17 protein-coding genes are annotated in these 20011 nt (G+C 33.4%); 9 read left to right on the forward strand and 8 right to left on the reverse strand.

Annotated features, from left to right (window positions below; all coding sequences use genetic code 11):
- Nucleotides 1–37: 37 nt before the first annotated feature.
- Nucleotides 38–2299 (reverse strand): transglycosylase domain-containing protein, encoded by a 2262-nt coding sequence (locus AACZ49_RS15635; protein WP_339656845.1) that lies wholly within the window; start codon nucleotides 2297–2299, stop codon nucleotides 38–40.
- Between the two features lie 89 nt (nucleotides 2300–2388).
- Here AACZ49_RS15635 and AACZ49_RS15640 point away from each other — a divergent pair, with 89 nt between their 5' ends.
- Entirely contained in the window at nucleotides 2389–3162 is a 774-nt protein-coding gene (locus tag AACZ49_RS15640) for a S1/P1 nuclease (protein WP_339656847.1), read from the forward strand.
- A 14-nt stretch (nucleotides 3163–3176) separates the two neighbouring features.
- On the opposite strand, the gene AACZ49_RS15645 is transcribed toward AACZ49_RS15640, so the two are convergent.
- Together AACZ49_RS15645 and AACZ49_RS15650 are read right to left on the reverse strand one after the other, a co-directional pair.
- Entirely contained in the window at nucleotides 3177–3455 is a 279-nt protein-coding gene (locus AACZ49_RS15645) for a TIGR03643 family protein (protein WP_339656849.1), read from the reverse strand.
- A gap of 148 nt (nucleotides 3456–3603) precedes the next feature.
- The gene (locus AACZ49_RS15650; RefSeq protein ID WP_091626277.1) at nucleotides 3604–4476 is read right to left on the reverse strand and encodes an AraC family transcriptional regulator; all 873 of its coding nucleotides are present in this window, start codon (nucleotides 4474–4476) and stop codon (nucleotides 3604–3606) included.
- A gap of 216 nt (nucleotides 4477–4692) precedes the next feature.
- On the opposite strand from AACZ49_RS15650, the gene AACZ49_RS15655 reads away from it, so the two are divergent.
- Complete coding sequence (locus AACZ49_RS15655) at nucleotides 4693–5277, forward strand: T9SS type A sorting domain-containing protein (protein ID WP_091626274.1); 585 nt, start codon at nucleotides 4693–4695, stop codon at nucleotides 5275–5277.
- A gap of 55 nt (nucleotides 5278–5332) precedes the next feature.
- Here the strand turns inward: AACZ49_RS15655 and AACZ49_RS15660 are convergent, their stop codons facing one another.
- The 3 genes from AACZ49_RS15660 to AACZ49_RS15670 are packed head-to-tail and all read right to left on the reverse strand — an operon-like array spanning nucleotide 5333 to nucleotide 8144.
- Nucleotides 5333–5692, reverse strand: a complete 360-nt coding sequence (locus AACZ49_RS15660; RefSeq protein ID WP_339656854.1) for a MauE/DoxX family redox-associated membrane protein — start codon at nucleotides 5690–5692, stop codon at nucleotides 5333–5335.
- Between the two features lie 2 nt (nucleotides 5693–5694).
- The gene (locus AACZ49_RS15665; protein ID WP_339656856.1) at nucleotides 5695–7488 is read right to left on the reverse strand and encodes a DUF885 domain-containing protein; all 1794 of its coding nucleotides are present in this window, start codon (nucleotides 7486–7488) and stop codon (nucleotides 5695–5697) included.
- A 20-nt stretch (nucleotides 7489–7508) separates the two neighbouring features.
- A complete protein-coding gene (locus tag AACZ49_RS15670; RefSeq protein WP_339656858.1) occupies nucleotides 7509–8144 on the reverse strand; it encodes an MOSC domain-containing protein in 636 nt (211 codons plus the stop codon).
- A 159-nt stretch (nucleotides 8145–8303) separates the two neighbouring features.
- Here AACZ49_RS15670 and AACZ49_RS15675 point away from each other — a divergent pair, with 159 nt between their 5' ends.
- Together AACZ49_RS15675 and AACZ49_RS15680 are read left to right on the forward strand one after the other, a co-directional pair.
- Nucleotides 8304–9902 (forward strand): solute:sodium symporter family transporter, encoded by a 1599-nt coding sequence (locus AACZ49_RS15675; protein ID WP_339656860.1) that lies wholly within the window; start codon nucleotides 8304–8306, stop codon nucleotides 9900–9902.
- 27 nt (nucleotides 9903–9929) lie between these two features.
- Nucleotides 9930–10742, forward strand: coding sequence for an inositol oxygenase family protein (locus AACZ49_RS15680; protein WP_339656862.1), 813 nt, complete (start codon nucleotides 9930–9932; stop codon nucleotides 10740–10742).
- 73 nt (nucleotides 10743–10815) lie between these two features.
- Here AACZ49_RS15680 and htpG read toward each other — a convergent pair whose 3' ends face one another.
- On the reverse strand, nucleotides 10816–12708 hold the full coding sequence (htpG, locus tag AACZ49_RS15685; protein WP_339656864.1) for a molecular chaperone HtpG: 1893 nt from the start codon (nucleotides 12706–12708) through the stop codon (nucleotides 10816–10818).
- 368 nt (nucleotides 12709–13076) lie between these two features.
- Here htpG and AACZ49_RS15690 point away from each other — a divergent pair, with 368 nt between their 5' ends.
- From AACZ49_RS15690 to AACZ49_RS15705, 4 genes are all read left to right on the forward strand, one after another.
- Complete coding sequence (locus AACZ49_RS15690; RefSeq protein ID WP_339656866.1) at nucleotides 13077–13724, forward strand: TetR family transcriptional regulator C-terminal domain-containing protein; 648 nt, start codon at nucleotides 13077–13079, stop codon at nucleotides 13722–13724.
- 17 nt (nucleotides 13725–13741) lie between these two features.
- Entirely contained in the window at nucleotides 13742–15052 is a 1311-nt protein-coding gene (locus AACZ49_RS15695; protein WP_339656868.1) for an AarF/UbiB family protein, read from the forward strand.
- A 118-nt stretch (nucleotides 15053–15170) separates the two neighbouring features.
- Nucleotides 15171–16181: a beta-ketoacyl-ACP synthase III gene (locus tag AACZ49_RS15700; protein ID WP_339656870.1), complete on the forward strand. Its 1011-nt coding sequence runs from the start codon at nucleotides 15171–15173 to the stop codon at nucleotides 16179–16181.
- 382 nt (nucleotides 16182–16563) lie between these two features.
- Nucleotides 16564–16923, forward strand: a complete 360-nt coding sequence (locus AACZ49_RS15705) for a CoA-binding protein (protein WP_339656872.1) — start codon at nucleotides 16564–16566, stop codon at nucleotides 16921–16923.
- 10 nt (nucleotides 16924–16933) lie between these two features.
- On the opposite strand, the gene AACZ49_RS15710 is transcribed toward AACZ49_RS15705, so the two are convergent.
- Nucleotides 16934–18421 (reverse strand): sodium:solute symporter, encoded by a 1488-nt coding sequence (locus AACZ49_RS15710; protein WP_339656874.1) that lies wholly within the window; start codon nucleotides 18419–18421, stop codon nucleotides 16934–16936.
- A gap of 174 nt (nucleotides 18422–18595) precedes the next feature.
- On the opposite strand from AACZ49_RS15710, the gene AACZ49_RS15715 reads away from it, so the two are divergent.
- Nucleotides 18596–19900, forward strand: coding sequence for a M20/M25/M40 family metallo-hydrolase (locus tag AACZ49_RS15715; protein WP_339656876.1), 1305 nt, complete (start codon nucleotides 18596–18598; stop codon nucleotides 19898–19900).
- Nucleotides 19901–20011 lie beyond the last annotated feature (111 nt).

A 20011-nucleotide genomic window follows, 5' to 3' on the forward strand; every position in this document is an offset into this window, starting at 1 on the left:
TAAATCGTATTTATTTTTCTGTTTTGAAAATTTAATATTATCCATTAAACTTTTTAGTCTTTTTTTTATTTGGGTTTTTGAATAATCGCTTAAAGAATCCATCGCGTTTTATTGGGTCGCAATTCAAAGCATCCAAGATGGTAGCTGAAGGTTTTGGAAAACTTCTAGTTGTGTACTTGTCAAAATCTTTATTCTGATTTAGTTTTTTCATCCAAAGTCCAAAAATTGGTAAGGCTGCATTAGCACCTTGACCAATACTGGTGTTGCTAAAACCGATTTCATGTTGGTCTAGCCCCACCCAAGTTAAATGCACTAGGCTAGGAGTAAGTGCCACAAACCAAGCATCTTTATTGTTTTGGGTAGTGCCCGTTTTACCGGCTATATCATTTATGAGTCCGTACGTACTTCGTAATCTAGATGCTGTACCCGAATTAACAACTGACTTCATCATTTCTATCATAATTTGCCCAGTTTCTTTCGAAAAGGCAGTATTTGAACTTAAATCTGATTTAAATTCTACTAATATTGAATCTTTGTTATTCGTAATACGCTTAATTAAATTTGGTTTTATGTGCTTACCATTATTTGCATAACTAGTATAAGCCTGCGCCAAGTCTAGAATTTTTATTGCGCCTGTTCCTAAAGCAATAGATGCCTCATTGGGCAGTTTTTCATCAATGCCCATTTCTTTGGCCATCTTCAATACATGGTTTATACCAGCCTTCTCCAAAACTTTCACGGCAATGGTATTAACTGAATTGCTCAAACCTTCTTCCATTGAATAATTTAGGTAGGTTTCATCTTTATTTCCTGAATTACCGGGAGACCATCCCTTTAAATTATCATATTCAACCTCTTCTGCAGAGAAATATGTACAAGGCTCAATACCTCGGTCTAAGGCCGCAGTATATACGATAGGTTTAAAAGTAGAACCAACTTGACGTTTACTTTGCGAAATATGGTCGTATTTGTACTGTTTAAAATTTATACCCCCGATCCAAACCAAAATATCCCCATTACTTGGGTCAACGGTCAATGATCCTGTGTTCAAAAATTTGGTATAATGTTGAATACTATCCATTGTACTGGCCATTATCTCATTGTCACCTTGCCAATCAATAAAGTTTATTTTTCTATTATCCTTATAAAGACTATCTATGATTTGTTCATGGGTTAAGTTCGCATTTTGTAGTTTTTTATAAGAGGATGTTCTCTTTGCGATTTTCTGCATCAACTTTTTATCCTTGATCCATGGAGCATTTTTGCCATAACTCTTTTCAAAATCATTTTGCAATTTGGTCATATGTTCAGCCATTACCTCTTCGGCCAATTTCTGCATTTTATAATTTAGAGAAGTATAGATTTTTAAACCAGAAGTATAAAGATTGAGATCGGAACCAGTATTATTTTGGTCGGCTATCCATCGTAACATTTCTTTACGTACCTCTTCTCTGAAATAAGGAGCTATACCTGCATTGTAATCAAATTCTCGATAGTCAAGGTTAAGTTCTTCTTGGGTAAACAGATATACTTGCTCCTCTGAAATATAGTTGTTGCCATACATGGCACGTAAAACTAAATTACGTCTGCTAATACTTCTTTCTGGAAACAATCTTGGGTTGTAACCATAAGTTGCCTTTAACATACCTATAAGTGTGGCAGCCTGTGCTGTTGTAATATCTTTAGTACGAGTGTTATAGAATTTTAACGCTGCACTTTCAATACCAAAAGTATTATCACCAAAAGATACCGTGTTTAGGTAATTGGTTAAAATTTCATTTTTATTGTAAATTTTCTCGAGTCTTTTAGCGATAATCATTTCCTTGATCTTATCGACTACTATATTTGTTTTGTTCCGTTCTATTCTAGGATAAAGATTTTTAGCAAGCTGCTGAGTCAATGTGCTACCTCCACCAGCGGATTCATCATTCATGAGAATCGTTTTTAAGCCCACACGAATCAAACTTTTAAAATCTATACCTGCGTGGTCATAAAAACGTTCGTCTTCAATAGATATCAAAGCCTGTTTCAAATGCTCGGGAAATTCTTCGAAAGCAACAGGCTGTCGGTCATATAGGTAATACTTGCCAATAACAACACTATCAGCAGTAAAAACTTCTGATGCCATTTGATATTGAAAATTAGAAAGTTCCTTTTTAGATGGGATTTTTCCCCAAAGTCCAAAATTGATACTTGCTATGAAAAGTAATAAAAGAATAAATAGTCCCAATATTCCAAAGCCAATGACTTTTAGAATAGAAAGTTTTTGTTTTATTGATTTGCTTCTCTTTTTCTTCATCCTTGCAAGTTCTAATATAAATTTAACCTTACCGAAGTTTTAACAATACCTTAAAGTATGAAATCCTATTTTTGGACAAATTTTTAGCGATGAAGAATATATTGGTTTTATTGTTTCTTGTAACAAACCTCACTTTTGCAAATGACATGGTTTGGTCTAAAACAGGGCATCGGGTAGTTGGCGAAGTTGCGCAACAACATTTAAGTAAAAAAGCTAAGCGAGCTATTGCTGATTTGTTAGATGGTAAAAGTTTGGCAGCTGTAGCCAATTTTGGTGATGATATAAAGGCAGATCGTGCATATAGTAAATTTGGTGCTTGGCATTATGTAAATATACCTTTCGATAAAACCTATGCAGAAATTGAGCCAAATGAGTATGGAGATTTAGTGCAAGGTATAAATACCTGTATAGAAATCATTAAAGATGAAACCAGTACTAGAGAGGATAAAGCTTTCTACTTAAAATTTTTAGTTCACCTTATCGGTGACTTACATCAACCAATGCATGTGGGTAGGGCAGAGGACAAGGGAGGTAATGATATACAATTACAATGGTTTGGTGACGGTACTAACTTACATAGGGTATGGGATTCAAATATGATTAATGACAATGGTATGAGTTTTACTGAGCTAGCTATTGAATATCCAGAAGTGTCTAAACAGCAAGTAAAGTATTTACAAGATGGAAGTTTATTAGATTGGGTAGAAGAGTCGCACCAATTGGCTGAAAAGGTATATAGTTCTGTAGAACCTGGCCAAAAATTAGGATATAGATATAGTTATGACTGGTGGAATACTGTTGCAGACCAATTACAAAAAGGAGGCATACGTCTTGCTGCAGTTTTGAATGAAACGTTTAAATAGGTCACAGATACAGCTTATCTTTTTGAAATTTTATTTCCACTGATGCCCCGTTGTCTTGAGCACTTAAAACGGTCCATATCATCGGTTCTTAATTTGGCGTGTTTAGTAGCACGGCCTTGAACTCGTTTGCGCCACATTCGAAAACTACTAGGTTTCATCTCACGGCGCATCACCTCAATAGTTTCCTGTTCGGTAATGCCGAATTGAAAAGTAATTGCTTCAAAAGGTGTGCGATCCTCCCAAGCCATTTCAATGATACGGTCTAGCTCTCTTTCTGTAATTTCTTTTATCATACCATTGTAAAGATACTAAGCAACTGTTAGTTAACAGAATTGAGCGTTTAACTTTAAGTGTTTTTTAATAATGCCGGTGCTTAAATTGATTCGCTTATTTATAAACTGCCAAGTTTATAGCTAAATTAAATTTATGTAAGAAATGAAATTACACCAGAACCGTTTTAAGTTCATTTCTGTATTCCGACGGATTTTGCCCAGTAAATGCTTTAAACGATTTGTTGAAGTGTGAAAAGTTATTAAATCCGCATTCAAAACAAACCTCAGTAATACTCATTGGTTTTTCTGCTAATAATTTAGAAGCGTGAACCAAACGATATTCATTAACGAATTGTATAAATGTCTTATTCGTTATTTTTTTGAAGTATCTACAGAACGATGGTATGGTCATACTTACCATAGAAGATATTTCTTCAAGAGTCAATTCTTCTTTAAAATTATTCTTAACATGATTGAATACGATATTAATACGGTCATTATCCTTAACATCGGTAGTGAATGAAAAACCTTCCGCATTCAATAATCGCATATCTTCTGAATTTCCTAATTCATTCAATATATTAAGTATAGAGAGTAGTCTTTGAAAATCGGTCTGATATTCCAAAACTTCCATTTTATCACCTATTTTTCGTTTTGTCTTACCAGAAAAGGCAATTCCGCCACTGGCACTATTAAATAAGCTTTCAATTTTCTTCATTTCTGGCAGTTTAAAGAAATCTGGTCCTAAGAAATCTAGCTTCATCTGCACAACTGTTTCACTTGTATTGCCGGTAAGGGCATCTGTAAAACCGCAATGTGGTAGATTACTACCTATAAGTATTAGGTCTCCATTAGTATAATAAGAAACATGACTTCCAATTTGTCGCTTACCTGAGCCACCATTTACATATACCAGTTCTAATTCTGGGTGGTAGTGCCATAGGTTGTTTTTATTCAATTTATGCTCATCAAATTTTTGGTATGTAAATGAATGCCCGAAATCTGGCTCTATAGCTTCGAAAGTAGGTTTCTGTTTAACCATGCTATTTTATGTTTACTAGTATAAAATTAAATAACCCATTTTAAGTAGGTCTCTGCAAAATTAACTTATATGTGTGTAATTTTAACATGTGTAGTGTTAAGATTAGGTAAAGAGGTTAAAATAGCACAGGTATTGGAACAATTTGATGTAGTGAGAGCTAGATATCGACTGTATGTTTGCAGTATAAATTATCATTAACCCTTAAAATAATTTATTATGAAAAATCTAGTAAAATTCACAACAGTAGTTGCCTTTATGTTCGCTACAGTAGCAGGCATGGCAAGAGAGCCTAAATTGAACTTATTATCAGTAGGTAAAGCCAAAAGTGTGGTTTTAACTATGGATGCTTCTTCTAAAGGTGTACAGGTAAAGTTAATGGATGCAGACTTAAATGTCATTTATTCTGAAAATATGTCTGAAGGTCTATTTAGCAAAAAATTAAATCTTAAAGATTTGACAGATGGTATCTATTATCTTTCAGCTGACGATAACTTTAAAAACTATTCATATACAATTGTTTTAAAAAACAATACAGTAAACATCGTTGAAAAAGCAGAAGATGTAAAGCCTTTCTTTAGAAAGACTAACAAAATGATTTTTTTGAACTACTTAAATTTAGATAAAGCAAAGTTGTCCATAAAAATATTTGATGCTGAAAGTAGAACAGTATTTGCACAAGAAGTAACAGACGAAATGATTGTTGAAAAAGCGTTCAATTTCGCAGATGCTTTCCCTGGTACATATACAGTAACAGTTAAGTCTGAAGGCAAAACGTACACTGAAAATTTTGTTGTTAATTAAGTTGATTTAAGTTGATTTCATTAAAAGGGGACGGGAGCGTCCCCTTTTTATTTGTTTAAATTTTTAGGTAATAAAAAGCCCAGTACATTAGAGCAAACTGCAAGGGTAACCTTAATAAAAGTATCCATCTAGGAAAACCTGCGCCAGCCTTCTTGCTGGTCAACATATAAAAATGAACTAGCAAGAAAACCGCAAGCATAGCAATGATTCCGTAAAGGGAAATTACTTTTGTAGACCTAAAAAACAGGCCAATACCCAGCATTATTTCAGCAAATCCACTTAATAATACTAATGGTCTGTGAAAAGGAAGATACCTAGGCATAATTCTTAAATACATTTTTGGCTTTATAAAATGCATAATGCCTGCAAAAATATATAGCGCACTCATTGCATATAAGTGCCATGGATTTATCATAATTAAAATTTTGTATTTGGGTTAATCCAACTCATCATTTTATCTTCTAAAATAGCTAGTGGTACACAACCAGCTTCAAGAATTTTTTCATGAAATAGTTTTATGTCGAAATCATTGCCAAACCTAGCTTCTGCTTTAGACCGAAGCTCCATAATTTTTAATTGTCCTATTTTATATGATAATGCTTGACCAGGGTTTGCCATATAGCGTTCAATTTCTGCGGTAATAGCAGCTTCTGATTCAGCCTCATTATCCAATGAATATTGAATAGCTTCTTCCCTAGACCAGCCTTTAGAATGTAAGCCAGTATCTACAACCAAACGAACTGCTCTATGCATTTCTGCACCTAGCATACCAAAGTATTGATATGGGTCTTGATACAGACCTAGTTCTTTACCTAAAGACTCGGTGTATAAAGCCCAACCTTCGCCATAAGCACTATACCATAACGTTTTTCTAAATTGAGGTAAATCTTCGTTCTCCTGGGTCAATGAAATTTGAAAATGATGACCAGGTATAGCTTCATGTAAAAATAAATCTTCATCAGAATAGATATTGTATGATGATACATTTGGTATAGGAACATAAAAAATACCAGGTCTAGTACCATCTAATGAGCCAGGATTATATTCGGCACTTGCCGATGCTTCTCTAAAAGCTTCTGTACGTCTAACTTCAAAAGGAGTTTTAGGTTGCTTACTGAATAAAGCATTTATTTTTGGTGTCATTTTTTTATGTATGTCATTGAAGTTGTCGATGACTTGTTGGGGGTCGGTAAATGGCATCAATTCTTTTTTAGTACGAACCTCCTTAAAAAAATCTTTCAGATTGCCTATGAAACCGACTTCCTTCTTAATTTTTTCCATTTCAGAACTAATTCTAGCAACTTCTTTTAAGCCTATTTCATGAATTTCTGATGCGGTTAATGTTGTTGTGGTGTATAGTTTTATTTGATGGGCATAATAGGAATCACCATTTGGTATGCCTTGTATTCCACTAGTTTCACGACCCTCATTCATATATTCATTAGCCATAAAATCAAGAAGTTCTTTGTAGGCTGGTACAATTTTATTGGTAATAAGCATGGTGTAATCTGAAGTTAACCTTGCCCGTTCGGTCTCAGTAAATCCACTTGGGAAATTCTGAATAGGCGAGTAAAATAAATTCGATTCCAATTTTGCATCGGCAACACTTGCCAGCTGAGGTAATATCTTTTTAATTAAAGATTTTGGCAGTACATTTTTCACCTTAATGCCCGCTTCCATTTGTGACTTAGCTGATTTTAACCATACCACATAATCATCTAAGCGTTTTAGCCAATTATTGTAATCTTCTACAGTTTTAAAAGGTTGTGCACTACTTCCGCCAGCTAATTGGCCAATCATTAAGTTCATAGACCACATTTGGTCGATTGGCGTAAAGTTTTCAAATGATAAGCTTTCTAGGTTTATTTTACATTCCCATGTTAAAATGGCAAAAGACATTCGCTCATTTTCTGAAAGTTGAGCCTTTTCAAATTTCTTTAATTTCTCTAAATAACTAGTGTAATAGTTTTTCAGTTCTTTTTTATAATCGGTAGAAAGAAAATTGGGTATGGTATCATTGTATCTGTAATCTCCTTGAAAAGTGGCATTTAATGGATTCAACTTTAAGCCGTCTTCATAATAATGAGCTAATAAGGTAATAAAACCAACATTGTGCATGGTAGGGTTCGTGGTTATTTCTATACTGTTATTTATTTGAGCTTCAGTTTTTAGCCCAAAAATTAGCGTGAATACAATTAGTACTTTTTTCATTAAAATGCGTTGTTATAAATTTAAGATAGGTATTTCTTGAATCTGTCTTTTTTATATTGAGGTACAGATTCATTAGTCATAAATAGGGACAGAAGTTCTTGTGGTTTTTCTTTTAAAAACATCAGTTCATAAAAATGTTGAACCGTAAGAGAATTTGAAGATCTTTCAATTAAATCGACATCATCTCCTTTTTTTACAGAACCTTCCTTAAGTATTTTAACATAAGTGCCAGGATGATTATGAGCGATGAATTCTTTGAGAATTTTTTGAGTTCCGAAGCGTATCCCAAGTTTATAACATGGTTCTCGAGGTTGAGAAACCTGTACTAAAGCTTCTCCGATTTTATAAATATCGCCCACACGAACTTCGAACTCATTAAGGCCTTCAATCGTCAAATTTTCTCCGAACATACCCCAATCCCAGCTCAAATCAGGATATAATTTTCTCCAATAAGAATAATAATCTGATGAGAATAGATAACATGCTTTATTTGTGCCACCATGGTGTACGCGGTCAATAATGGTGTCATCTTTAACATCGTTTTGTCTTAAGAATAAACCTTTTGAAGTGGGATATTTGAAAATGCCCGTTTGCTCTTTTTTACCTTTCCATTCAAATGTTACTGGATCTCCTATATTAGTTGAAATTACCTTCATATGGTGAAGATAAAAAAAGCACTAATATTTATGGTAATATGGTTAATCTATCTTTTTAGTTTCAAAAAGGAACGGGTTACATTTCTTAAAATAAAAACTATACTGTTTTAGCATTAATATTTAGGAGTCTGTGTTCATCATTTTTCTATATTTACGTTCATGGCATTTTTAACATTTTTACTTTTTACAGGATTTGTTGCTTTTTATGCAACTTGGAAACTTCGTAAAGATAAACTTAACACTCAAGACGGTTATTTTTTAGGAGGTAGGTCGTTAACGGGTATCGTTATAGCAGGATCTCTATTGTTAACCAATATATCGACAGAACATTTAGTGGGTATGAATGGTTCTGCCTATAAAAACGGAGCTATAATTATTGCTTGGGAAGTAACCTCTGCATTAGCGTTAGTAATAGGTGCTTTATACTTTGCGCCTAGGTACTTGAAAATGGGATTGACTACAATACCTGAGTATTTAGAAAAACGTTTCGATGGTTTAACCCGAACCCTTATAGCATTATTATTAATTATATCGTTTGTAGCAACACTATTGCCAATAGTTCTTTATACGGGAGCCCTAAATATCGAGGCAATTTTTGAAATATCAAGCTTATTGGAAGTCAGTCAAGAACAAGGAATAATTATTACCATATTAATTGTTGGTGTTTTAGGAGCGATATATGCCATATTTGGAGGATTAAAAATGGTTGCTTATACCGATACTATAAATGGATTCGGACTTCTGGTTGCGGGTTTACTAGTTCCAATTTTGGCATTGCTGAGTATAGGTGATGGTAATGTGTTTAGTGGATTTGAATTGGTGTTTAATAAGAGTCCAGAAAAGTTTAACGTAATTAGTAATGAAACTAGTATTGGTAATGGTGCCCGAACTGCAATATTACCATTCGAGGTACTTTTTACAGGATTGATGGTCAATCAGATTTATTTTTGGACCATGCATCAATCAATTATACAACGAGTTTTGGGTGCGGTTAATTTAAAAGAAGCACAAAAGGGATTACTCTTTACAGGACTTTTAAAGATTTTAGTGCCACTTATTATTGTTTTACCAGGCTTAATTGCATTTTATTACTTTGGAGAAACTCACTATGATAATCAAGATAGTATTTACCCCCTATTGGTAAAGAAAGTTATGCCATTATGGTTAACAGGTTTCTTTGTTGCAGTAATGATGGGTGCTATTTTAAGTACATTTAATAGTGCTTTAAATAGTGCGGCAACAGTTTTTAGTTTGGGCATATTTAAACGATACGTAAATAAAAATAGTAGCGAACTTAAATTAGTGAGAATAGGAAAACTGACATCAGCCCTTCTTGCTGTATTCGCGATTTCAATTGCACCATTCGTAGCCAATGCCCCAAAAGGGTTATATCAACTCTTACAAGAATTGAACGGAATATTCTTTATTCCTATTGCTAGCGTAATAATAGCAGGATTTTTATTTCCTAGGGTTACCGCTACCGGAGCCAAAATAGGATTGTTATTTGGATTGCTTTTTTATGTCATAGTTAATTTCGGATTTAAAGTAAATCTTCATTTTGTTCACATTTGGGGATTAGAATTTATTCTGAATATAATAGTCATGCACTTCGCTTCTTATTTTTTCTCTAAAGAAGAAAGGTTTGAGATGAAGGACTCTGGAATATTAGATTTGAAACCTTGGAAATATGTTAAACCATTTAGCTTGTTCTTGGTTTTGTTTACAGTTGTTTTGTATATTATTTTAGGGAATGTGTAATTTTAACTAACAATTAATCTCTTACTCATGAAGGAAAAAGTTTTCAGGGACTATAATGCACCAGATGTATCGGTTGCGGTAAAGGAACATTATCGTAAGATGAGGAAAAATCAAACTTTAGATTATGTGCAGCATATGCATAAAAAATATCTAACCTTTGATAAACCCATGGACCTGTGGGAAGCCATGCGTCATTTGAACAGTCTTATAGATGTAAGTGATCCAGATATTAATTTACCTAACATTCAGCATTTAATACAAAGTGCTGAAGCCATACGTGCAGATGGCAGACCAGATTGGATGCAATTAACTGGTTTGATTCATGATCTGGGTAAAGTAATGTTCTTAAAAGGATCTGATGAAGATGGTACGAGCCAAGCAGAACAATGGGGTATGGTTGGTGATGTGTTTATTGTAGGCTGTGCATTACCAGACACATGTGTATTTCCTGAATTCAATAGTCTTAATAAAGACATGCAGAATGAAAAATATAAAACACCAACAGGCATTTATGAAAAGGGATGTGGTATAGATAAAGTAGATTTAGCTTGGGGCCATGATGAATATTTGTATCAGGTTTTAAACAATCATAAAACAAATACGTTACCAGAAGAGGCTATGGTAATGATTAGATATCACTCTTTTTATCCTTGGCATTCAGGTGGTAGCTATAAAGAACTTTTAAATGATAAAGATGCTGATTATTTAAAATTAATAAAAGATTTTAATAAATATGATTTGTACACTAAAAGTCAGAAAATATATGATTTAGATGAGGTGCTGGATTATTATCGGCCAATTGCTGAAAAGTATTTAGGTACTGAGCCTATCTATTGGTAGTCTTATGGATTTATAAATAAAAAAGCCACTACATATTTTGTAGTGGCTTTTTTAAACTTATGAATGAATGAGATTATTTTACCATCTCATAACTACGTTTAATAAACTCTGTTAAATCTTTACCTTTTAGTAAACCTTTAGATAGCTTAGCCAAGTCAAGTGATTGATTGATCAAACGCTCTTTTTTCTTGGCAGTTTTTGTATGCAATATTTCACCGACCAGTTCATTGTTTGTATTAACGATTAGGTTATACATTTCTGGCATGGCACCCATACCGAACATGCCGCCACCGCCACCGGTTTGCTGCATTTCTTTCATTCTGCGCATAAACTCAGGTTCTGTAATTGTGAAGGGTGATGCATTACTGTCCATAGCTTCTAATTGAACCGTATAGCTGCTTTTTTCACCAATTACTTTTTCCAATTCGGTTTTTAAAGTTTCCTTTTCCTCATCAGACAATTTAGAAATTTGAGTCTCCTCTTTCTGAATCAGTTTGTCTATATGGTCAGCATCTACACGAGCAAAAGAAATATTTTCTTTAGAACTTTCTAATTTTTGTATCAGGTGACCAATAATAGGAGAGTCTAATAACAATACTTCATATCCTTTAGCCTTAGCAGTTTCTATATAACTATGTTGAGCTTCTTTATCAGAAGCATAAAGAATAACTGTTTTGCCGTCTTTATCTGTTTGTGTTGCTTTAATTTTTTCTTGTAATTCTTCAAAAGTGAAATAAGAACCATCTACTGTTGGGTAAAGTGCAAACTTATCTGCTTTTTCAAAAAACTTGTCTTCAGAAAGCATCCCATACTCAATAACGATTTTAATATTGTTCCATTTTGCTTCAAATTCTTCTCTGTTGTTTTTAAATAAAGAGTTTAATTTATCTGCTACTTTTCTGGTGATGTAAGAAGAAATCTTCTTCACGGCACCATCTGCCTGTAAGTAAGAACGAGATACATTTAACGGAATGTCAGGAGAATCGATAACGCCACGTAACATAGTCAAAAATTCAGGAACTATTCCTTCAACATTATCTGTTACAAAAACCTGATTCTGATAAAGTTGAATTCTATCTTTTTGTTGGTTTAAGTCATTAGAAAGTTTTGGAAAGTAAAGTATACCTGTAAGATTGAAAGGATAGTCTACATTCAAGTGAATATTGAACAAAGGCTCCTCGAACTGCATTGGATATAGCTCTCTGTAAAAACTTTTATAATCTTCTGGTTTTAAATCTGCAGGTAGTTTTGTCCACGCTGGGTTAGGGTTGTTGATAATATTATCAACCTCTACTGTTGGTGCAGGGTCCTCTTTTTTGGCGCCTTCTGGTTTTGGTAAGGTTTCCGTTCTCATTCCGAATTTTATCGGAATAGGCATAAACTTATTATACTTGCTTAACAAGCTTTTTATTTTACCGTCTTCTAGGAACTCGGTAGAATCATCTGCTATGTGAAGTATGATTTCTGTACCACGAGTCTCTTTTTGAGCTTCTTCCATTACAAACTCAGGAGAGCCATCACAAGACCAATACACCGCTGGTTCGTCTTTATAACTTTTGGTTATAATTTCTACTTTATGGGCAACCATAAAAGCAGAATAGAATCCTAAACCAAAATGGCCAATTATACCTGAATCTTTGGCAGAATCTTCATATTTGTTCAGGAACTCTTCTGCTCCTGAAAAAGCAACTTCATTAATATACTTCTTAACCTCTTCTTCGGTCATGCCTAAACCTTGGTCTATAATATGAAGTTTTTTGCCATTTTTATCCGCTTTTACTTCAATAATAGGGTTGCCGTAATCAACTTTGGCTTCGCCAATAGTTGTTAAATGCTTCATTTTTAATGTTGCATCGGTAGCATTGGAAATTAATTCTCTAAGAAAAATTTCATGATCACTGTATAAGAACTTTTTAATAAGTGGAAAAATGTTGTCTACAGACACATTAATTTTACCTGTTGCCATATGTTATATTATTTATGTCACCATTCTAGTGACTATTGCTATAAAATAGTTTGGTAGTTTGAAGTCAAAAAAAATACCACAATTGAAGATTGTGACAAACTGACAGTTATAAGTTATGTAAAGTTTAACAAATATTTTGTTTATATTTTACGATAAAAAGTTAAACATAATGTATATTTGTATTGTGGTTATGAAAAAGTGCTATGAAAAAGAATTTTACACATAACCGCATGTTGATTATTTATTGGTTAGGTTGTTTGAAACGTGCTATTTTTTAATAGCACGTTTTTGCTAAACAAAAGCTAATGTTTCATAAAAACTGCTAACTATGAAAATTGCATTGTACCTTTTATAAAAAACTATTGAATATGTCTGCAAAAGCAAAAAAAATATCGAAAGAATCTATCGTTACAATGTTTATGGACTATGTTTTAGAGCATGAAGAAGTGCCAAAGTCAGTTTATAAGTTTTGTAAGGTAAACAGTATACAGGAGTCTGATTTTTATATACATTTTGGCTCAATAAGCACATTGCAAAAAGGTATTTGGACTACCTTTTTTGATAATTCTTCTAATGTTATGATGAAGAATGAAGAGTATCAGGATTTTTCTAATCGCGATAAAATGTTGACATTCTTCTACACTTTTTTTGAAGTACTTACCTTAAACAGAAGTTACGTTTTGTTCGCTTTGGAGCAATCTAATAATACGCTTAAAAATATGGAGCAACTAAAAGGCCTTCGAAGGAATATAAAAGAGTTTGCAAAAGGTCTAATAGTAGCTGGTAATGAAAATAAAAAATTAACCAAGCATAATCCTCAATTTTTCTCAGAAGGTGCTTGGCTGCAATTTATGTTCTTATTGAATTTTTGGAAGTCAGATGATTCCGCTGGTTTTGAAAAGACAGATGTGGCTATAGAAAAATCTGTCAATACTATATTTGATGTATTCGATAATACTCCTTTAGATAACATTCTCGATTTCGGTAAATTTCTATACAAGGAATCTTTTGCCTAATCTAACAAAACTACTATTTGAAAACACTAGATAGAATACCAACAGGAAAGATTGAACGTGCCAGTAAACTTGTTAAAACGGGAGCTAAGATTGGCGGTAATTATGCTAAATATTTAGGTAAGAAAATTATTAATCCCGATACTACGAAAGACGAACTAAACGAGGATAATGCCACCGACATTTATGACGGATTAAAATCTCTAAAGGGTAGTGCTTTAAAAGTAGCGCAGATGTTGAGTATGGAGAAGAATTTATTGCCTAATGCTTATGTGGAAAAATTTTCTTTATCCCAGTTTTCTGTTCCTCCATTATCTGCTCCATTGGTACGCAAAACTTTCAAAAAATACCTAGATAAATATCCAGAAGAAGTTTTTGATACTTTCGAAAAAGATTCTATAAATGCGGCTAGTATTGGGCAAGTACATAAGGCAACTAAAAATGGAAAAACATTAGCGGTTAAAATTCAATATCCAGGTGTTGCCCAAAGTATTAGTAGTGATTTAGCTATTGTAAAACCTATTGCTATTCGCATGTTTAATCTGCAGGGTAAAGACTCTGGCAAATATTTTAAGGAAGTTGAAAATAAGTTAGTAGAGGAAACAGATTATTTGTTGGAAGTTGCTCAAAGTATAGAAATAACAAAGGCTTGCAAAGGTATATCTAATATAAAATTCCCCAAATATTATACAGAGCTTTCTAGTGAACGAATTATTACAATGGACTGGATGACCGGTAAACATCTAAGTGAATTCACTAAAACAAATTTTTCACAGGAAACTGGAGATAAGTTAGGCCAAGCACTATGGGATTTTTATATGTTTCAGATTCATGGTTTACGAAAAGTGCATGCTGATCCTCATCCAGGTAATTTTTTGGTGAATGGAGAGAATGAATTAATAGCTATTGATTTTGGCTGTATTAAAGAGGTTCCTAATTCGTTTTATATACCTTATTTTGAATTAGCAAAGCCTAAGAATATTTCGAATGATAAGATTTTTACTGATAAATTGTATGAATTAGAAATTTTGATGACCACCGATAAGGAAGATGAAATAGTATTTTTTAAATCACTCTTTTATCAGTTACTGAGTTTGTTTACATCTCCATTTCATAATGAGGAATTTGATTTCGGCGATGAGATTTTTTGGGGTAAAATAGCAGATTTAGGAGAACGTTTTGCGTCTGACAAACAAATTAGAAAGATGAATGGTAATAGAGGTTCAAAGCATTTTCTTTATATGAATCGTACTTTTTTTGGGTTGTATAATTTACTTCATGATTTAAAAGCAAATATTAAGGTGAATAGTTTTAATAAGTATCTAGATTAAAAGTTATTGCTAGCATTCTAAATGCTAGTGTTTGTTACATTTTTAGGCTTGATTATTAATTCTTGTTTATATTGCAACACTAATTCTGCCTGAAATCCTTCAGGTTAAAAATATTACTATGTATAATTCAAAAATAATAGGCTTAGGTCATTATGTTCCTGATAACGTAGTGACAAATGATGATTTGTCAAAAGTGATGGATACCAACGATGCCTGGATTCAAGAACGTACCGGTATTAAGGAGAGAAGGCATGTTGTGCCTGGTGATGGTGATACCACAACGACAATGGGTGTAAAAGCCGCAAAAATAGCTATCGAGAGAGCTGGTATTGATAAGGATGATATCGATTTTATTATTTTCGCCACGTTAAGTCCCGATTATTATTTTCCTGGTCCAGGTGTTTTGGTACAAAGAGATTTAGGAATTAAAACTGTTGGTGCTTTAGATGTTCGTAATCAATGTTCTGGGTTCGTATATGCAATTTCTATTGCCGACCAATATATTAAGACCGGTATGTACAAAAATGTATTGGTTATAGGTTCTGAACTTCATTCTCATGGATTGGATATGACTACTAGAGGTAGAGGTGTATCCGTTATTTTTGGTGACGGTGCTGGTGCTGCTATTTTAAGCAGGGAAGAGGATAAATCTAAAGGAATTCTTTCTACCCATTTACATTCAGAAGGGCAACATGCCGAAGAACTTTCATTGATTGCCCCAGGTATGGGTAAAAGATGGGTTACTGATATTATAGCGGATAATGACCCTAATGATGAATCTTACTTTCCTTATATGAATGGTCAGTTTGTGTTTAAGAATGCAGTTGTTCGTTTTAGTGAGGTTATCATAGAAGGTTTAGAGAGGAACAAATTAAAATCTACAGATATAGATTTATTGGTGCCACATCAAGCAAATCTTAGAATATCACAGTTTATTCAAAAGAAATTTCAACTTACCGATGATCAGGTATACAATAACATCATGAAATACGGTAATACTACCGCTGCATCTATTCCTATTGCACTTACAGAAGCATGGGAAGAAGGAAAAGTTAAGGATGGTGATCTTGTTGTTTTAGCCGCATTTGGTAGTGGCTTTACATGGGGTAGTGTAATCATACGATGGTAAATAAAGAACCCATGGTTTTGCCATGGGTTCTATATAGTTTTACCTAACAAGAAAAAACCAACCATTCTTCTTTATTAAATATACCTATACAAAATAATAGACGATTTTTTTTATCTATTGTTACTACTTGGGTGTAACTTATTTTGGTTAGCATAGAATTTTTTTACAAGTTTTTAAAAAAAAGAAACCCGAACATTCCAAAATGAATTGGAAGTCGGGCTTCATAATGCTGATAGGCTATACTAAACACTAACCATTAACTATAAACATATAGCGTTACCAACAAAAAAAAATTAATACTCAGATAATATCTAACTTTATTAATAGACTAAATATTGCGCAGTTAGTTATATATATGTAAAATTTTAACATTTTTAATATTATGAAAAAGACCCTTGTTTTTGGAGCTTCCATGAACCCGACTCGCTATAGCAATTTAGCTATAAGAAGACTGGTAGATTCAGGAATAGAAACCCAAGCCTACGGGTTGGGGGAAGGTGAGGTTTCTGGAGTCCACATCAGTAATAATTTCGACAAAATTAATAATATTCATACAATTACGCTATATCTAAATCCAAAAAGACAAGAAGAATATTTTAATCTGATAATTTCTTTAGCTCCAAGTAGGGTAATATTTAATCCGGGTACTGAAAATCCTATATTTTATAGTTTGCTAGAAAAGAACGGTATAGAAGTAGATGTGGCCTGTACCTTGGTGCTTTTGTCTACCGGTCGATATTAAATTATAACCCTTAAGCAATATCGTTAATATTGGGTTCTGTTGGTTGTTTTCTAATAAGCCAAAGTCCTACGAAAGTAAGTAGTCCGTTTAAAGGTAGTAGCTCATAACCAAATATATATCCGCCTAAATATTCATTCGGAAGTTTAGCTAAAATAAGAATTATTAAAACGCAAATTAAGGCAACTATCCAAACATATTTATCTTTTACCTGGTGCTTTGTAAAAATACCAAAAGAGAATAAACCTAATAGCGGTCCGTAAGTGTAAGAAGCTACGGTAAGTAAACCATCAATTACATTTCTATCTAAAATATATTTAAAGGAGATAACTACCATAATCAGTAATACACTCATGCCAATATGCGTAATTCTCCTTATTTTCTTTGCTTCTTTTTGTGGTTTTTTCTCCGTATCGAGAAAATCTACACAAAATGATGTGGTTAGCGATGTTAGTGCACTATCCGCACTGCTGTAAGCTGCTGCTATTAAACCTAGCATGAAAGTTATGGCAACGGTAATACCTAAACCACTATTCAAGGCAATTTCAGGAAAAAGTAAATCAGATTTTGGCGCACCATCCATAAGTGGTATGGCTATATTATGTTTGTCCGCATAAATAAATAAAAGCGCACCTAGCAACATAAATATAAAAGTGACTACGACGAGCACAATACTAAAGCTGACCATGTTTTTTTGAGCTTCCCCTAAATTTTTACAAGTTAAGTTTTTTTGCATCATATCTTGATCTAATCCAGTCATGCAAATAGTAATAAACATTCCGCCTAAAAATGATTTTACCAAATGATTTTTTGAAGAGAAATCATCTGTAAAAATGGTTTTATTGTATTGGCCCAATTCTGGTGAATTTAAAAACTCAACGAAGGTCCAATCCATTTTATCCAATATAAAATACATGGAAAGTCCGACAGATACCAGCATGAATAATGTTTGTAAAGTATCTGTCCAAACGATAGTTTTTATTCCGCCTCTAAAAGTATAGACCCAAATAAGCAAAATGGAAAGAATTACTGTTATCTCAAAAGGGACGTTCCAAGCATCAAAAACAAATTGTTGTAATACAATAGCTACTAAGAATAATCGAAAGGCAGCACCTAAAACTCTTGATATAAAAAAGGATATGGCACCAACTTTATAGCTGACAAAACCAAATCTATCATCAAGATATTCATAAATAGATGTAACGTTTTGTTTGTAATAAATAGGTAGAAGTACGAATGCGGTAACCATGTAGCCAAGAAAGTAACCGAACACCACTTGCATATAACTAAATTGGGAAGCATCGACCCAGCCAGGTACCGAAATAAATGTTACACCAGATAATGATGCGCCAACCATACCAAAGGCAACTAGATACCAAGGTGATTGTTTTCCGGCTTTAAAAAAATCTTCATTAGAATCGTTTTTGCCTGTGAAATATGAAATAATTAAAAGCAAAACGAAATAGCCAGAAATCAAAAATAGTAAATGAGAGGCGTTCATTGTTTATAATTTTGAGCGCAAATTACAAAAAGTTAAAGGAGGTATTATGATAAGATGAAAAGGTTGGACTTAAGTAGATAAATCTCGAATTAATTGCTAATAAAGTATTCGAATATTTCTAGTAGAATTATTTTTTGATACCTTTTCATTATACAAATCCTAAAATACTAAATAATGAGTAGATTAAATAAATTTTTTGATAAAGTGATTCTAACAATGTTGGTTTTCGTTTTTAGTGTATCCAATAATTTGTATGGCCAAGATGCTTCAAAAATCGACAAGAAAATTGATAAGGAACTAACGAAATTATTGAAAGATAAAAGTATAAAGAGTGCTTTTGAATATATAGATGCTATTGAAGAAGAAACGAATAAAAATTTAATTGAATTAACTGAAATTGCAGCTCCACCGTTTTTAGAAGGGGAAAGAGCTAAGGCCTTAGAGAAAATGTTTGTTGATGCAGGTGCCGACAATGTTTTAATAGATGAAGTTGGCAATGTTGTTGCATTGAAAAAAGGAATAGAAGGTGGAAAAGTAATAGCATTGGATGCTCATTTGGATACCGTTTTTCCAGAAGGCACAAATGTAAATGTTCAACAAAGAGGTGATACATTGTTCGCACCGGGAATAGGAGATGATACAAGAGGATTAGCAATGCTATTGACTATTTTTAAAGCAATGAAAAATTCAAATATAAAAACGAAAGCAGATATTTGGTTCGTTGCAACAGTAGGTGAAGAGGGATTAGGAGATTTAAGAGGGGTTAAGCATCTATTTAGAAATGGTGCACCTAAAATAGATTCATGGATATCTATTGATGGTGGAGCAATAGGGAGGGTGAATAACGCTGGTTTGGGATCGGTAAGGTATAAAGCCTTGTTCACAGGGCTAGGCGGCCATTCTTGGGGTGCATTTGGTTTGGCAAATCCGCATCATGCTTTAGGTTATGCTGTAAAGGAGTTTTCTGTCAATGCTAAAAAATATACAGACGAAGGTCCTAAAACAAGCTTCAATATTGGAAGAATGGGTGGAGGAACTTCTGTAAACTCTATACCTTTCGAATCTTGGATGGAAGTAGATATGCGTTCAGTCGATAAAGATAGGTTGATTGAGATTGAGAATATTTTTAAGTCATCTATGCAAACAGCTGTAGAAGAGTATAATAACTCTGGTATTGATGATAAGATTTCTCTAGAACTAATTAAGATTGGGTATAGGCCTTCGGGAGAATTATCTTTAGATACTCCTTTAGTGCAGAGAGCTATTAGTGCTACGACCTTATTTGGTTCTGTACCAAGTCTTACTAGAGGGTCTACCAATAGCAATATTCCTATTTCTTTGGGAATTCCGGCAATAACTATAGGTAGGGGTGGTATTGGTGGTGGTGCGCATTCATTAAATGAATGGTGGTTGAACGAGGATGGCGAAGAGGCCATTAAATTAGCTTTGCTTCTAATAGTTTCTGAAGCTGGTTATTAGAACTAATAAATATATTTATGGGAATGCTACAGAAATTACTAGCGGGTAATATGCTATCTAAGTATAGCTTATCTAAGAGAGTATCATAAAATGCGACTATAATTCATTAAG

Origin of the sequence: uncultured Maribacter sp. (assembly GCF_963975365.1) — a bacterium.
GTDB lineage: Bacteria > Bacteroidota > Bacteroidia > Flavobacteriales > Flavobacteriaceae > Maribacter.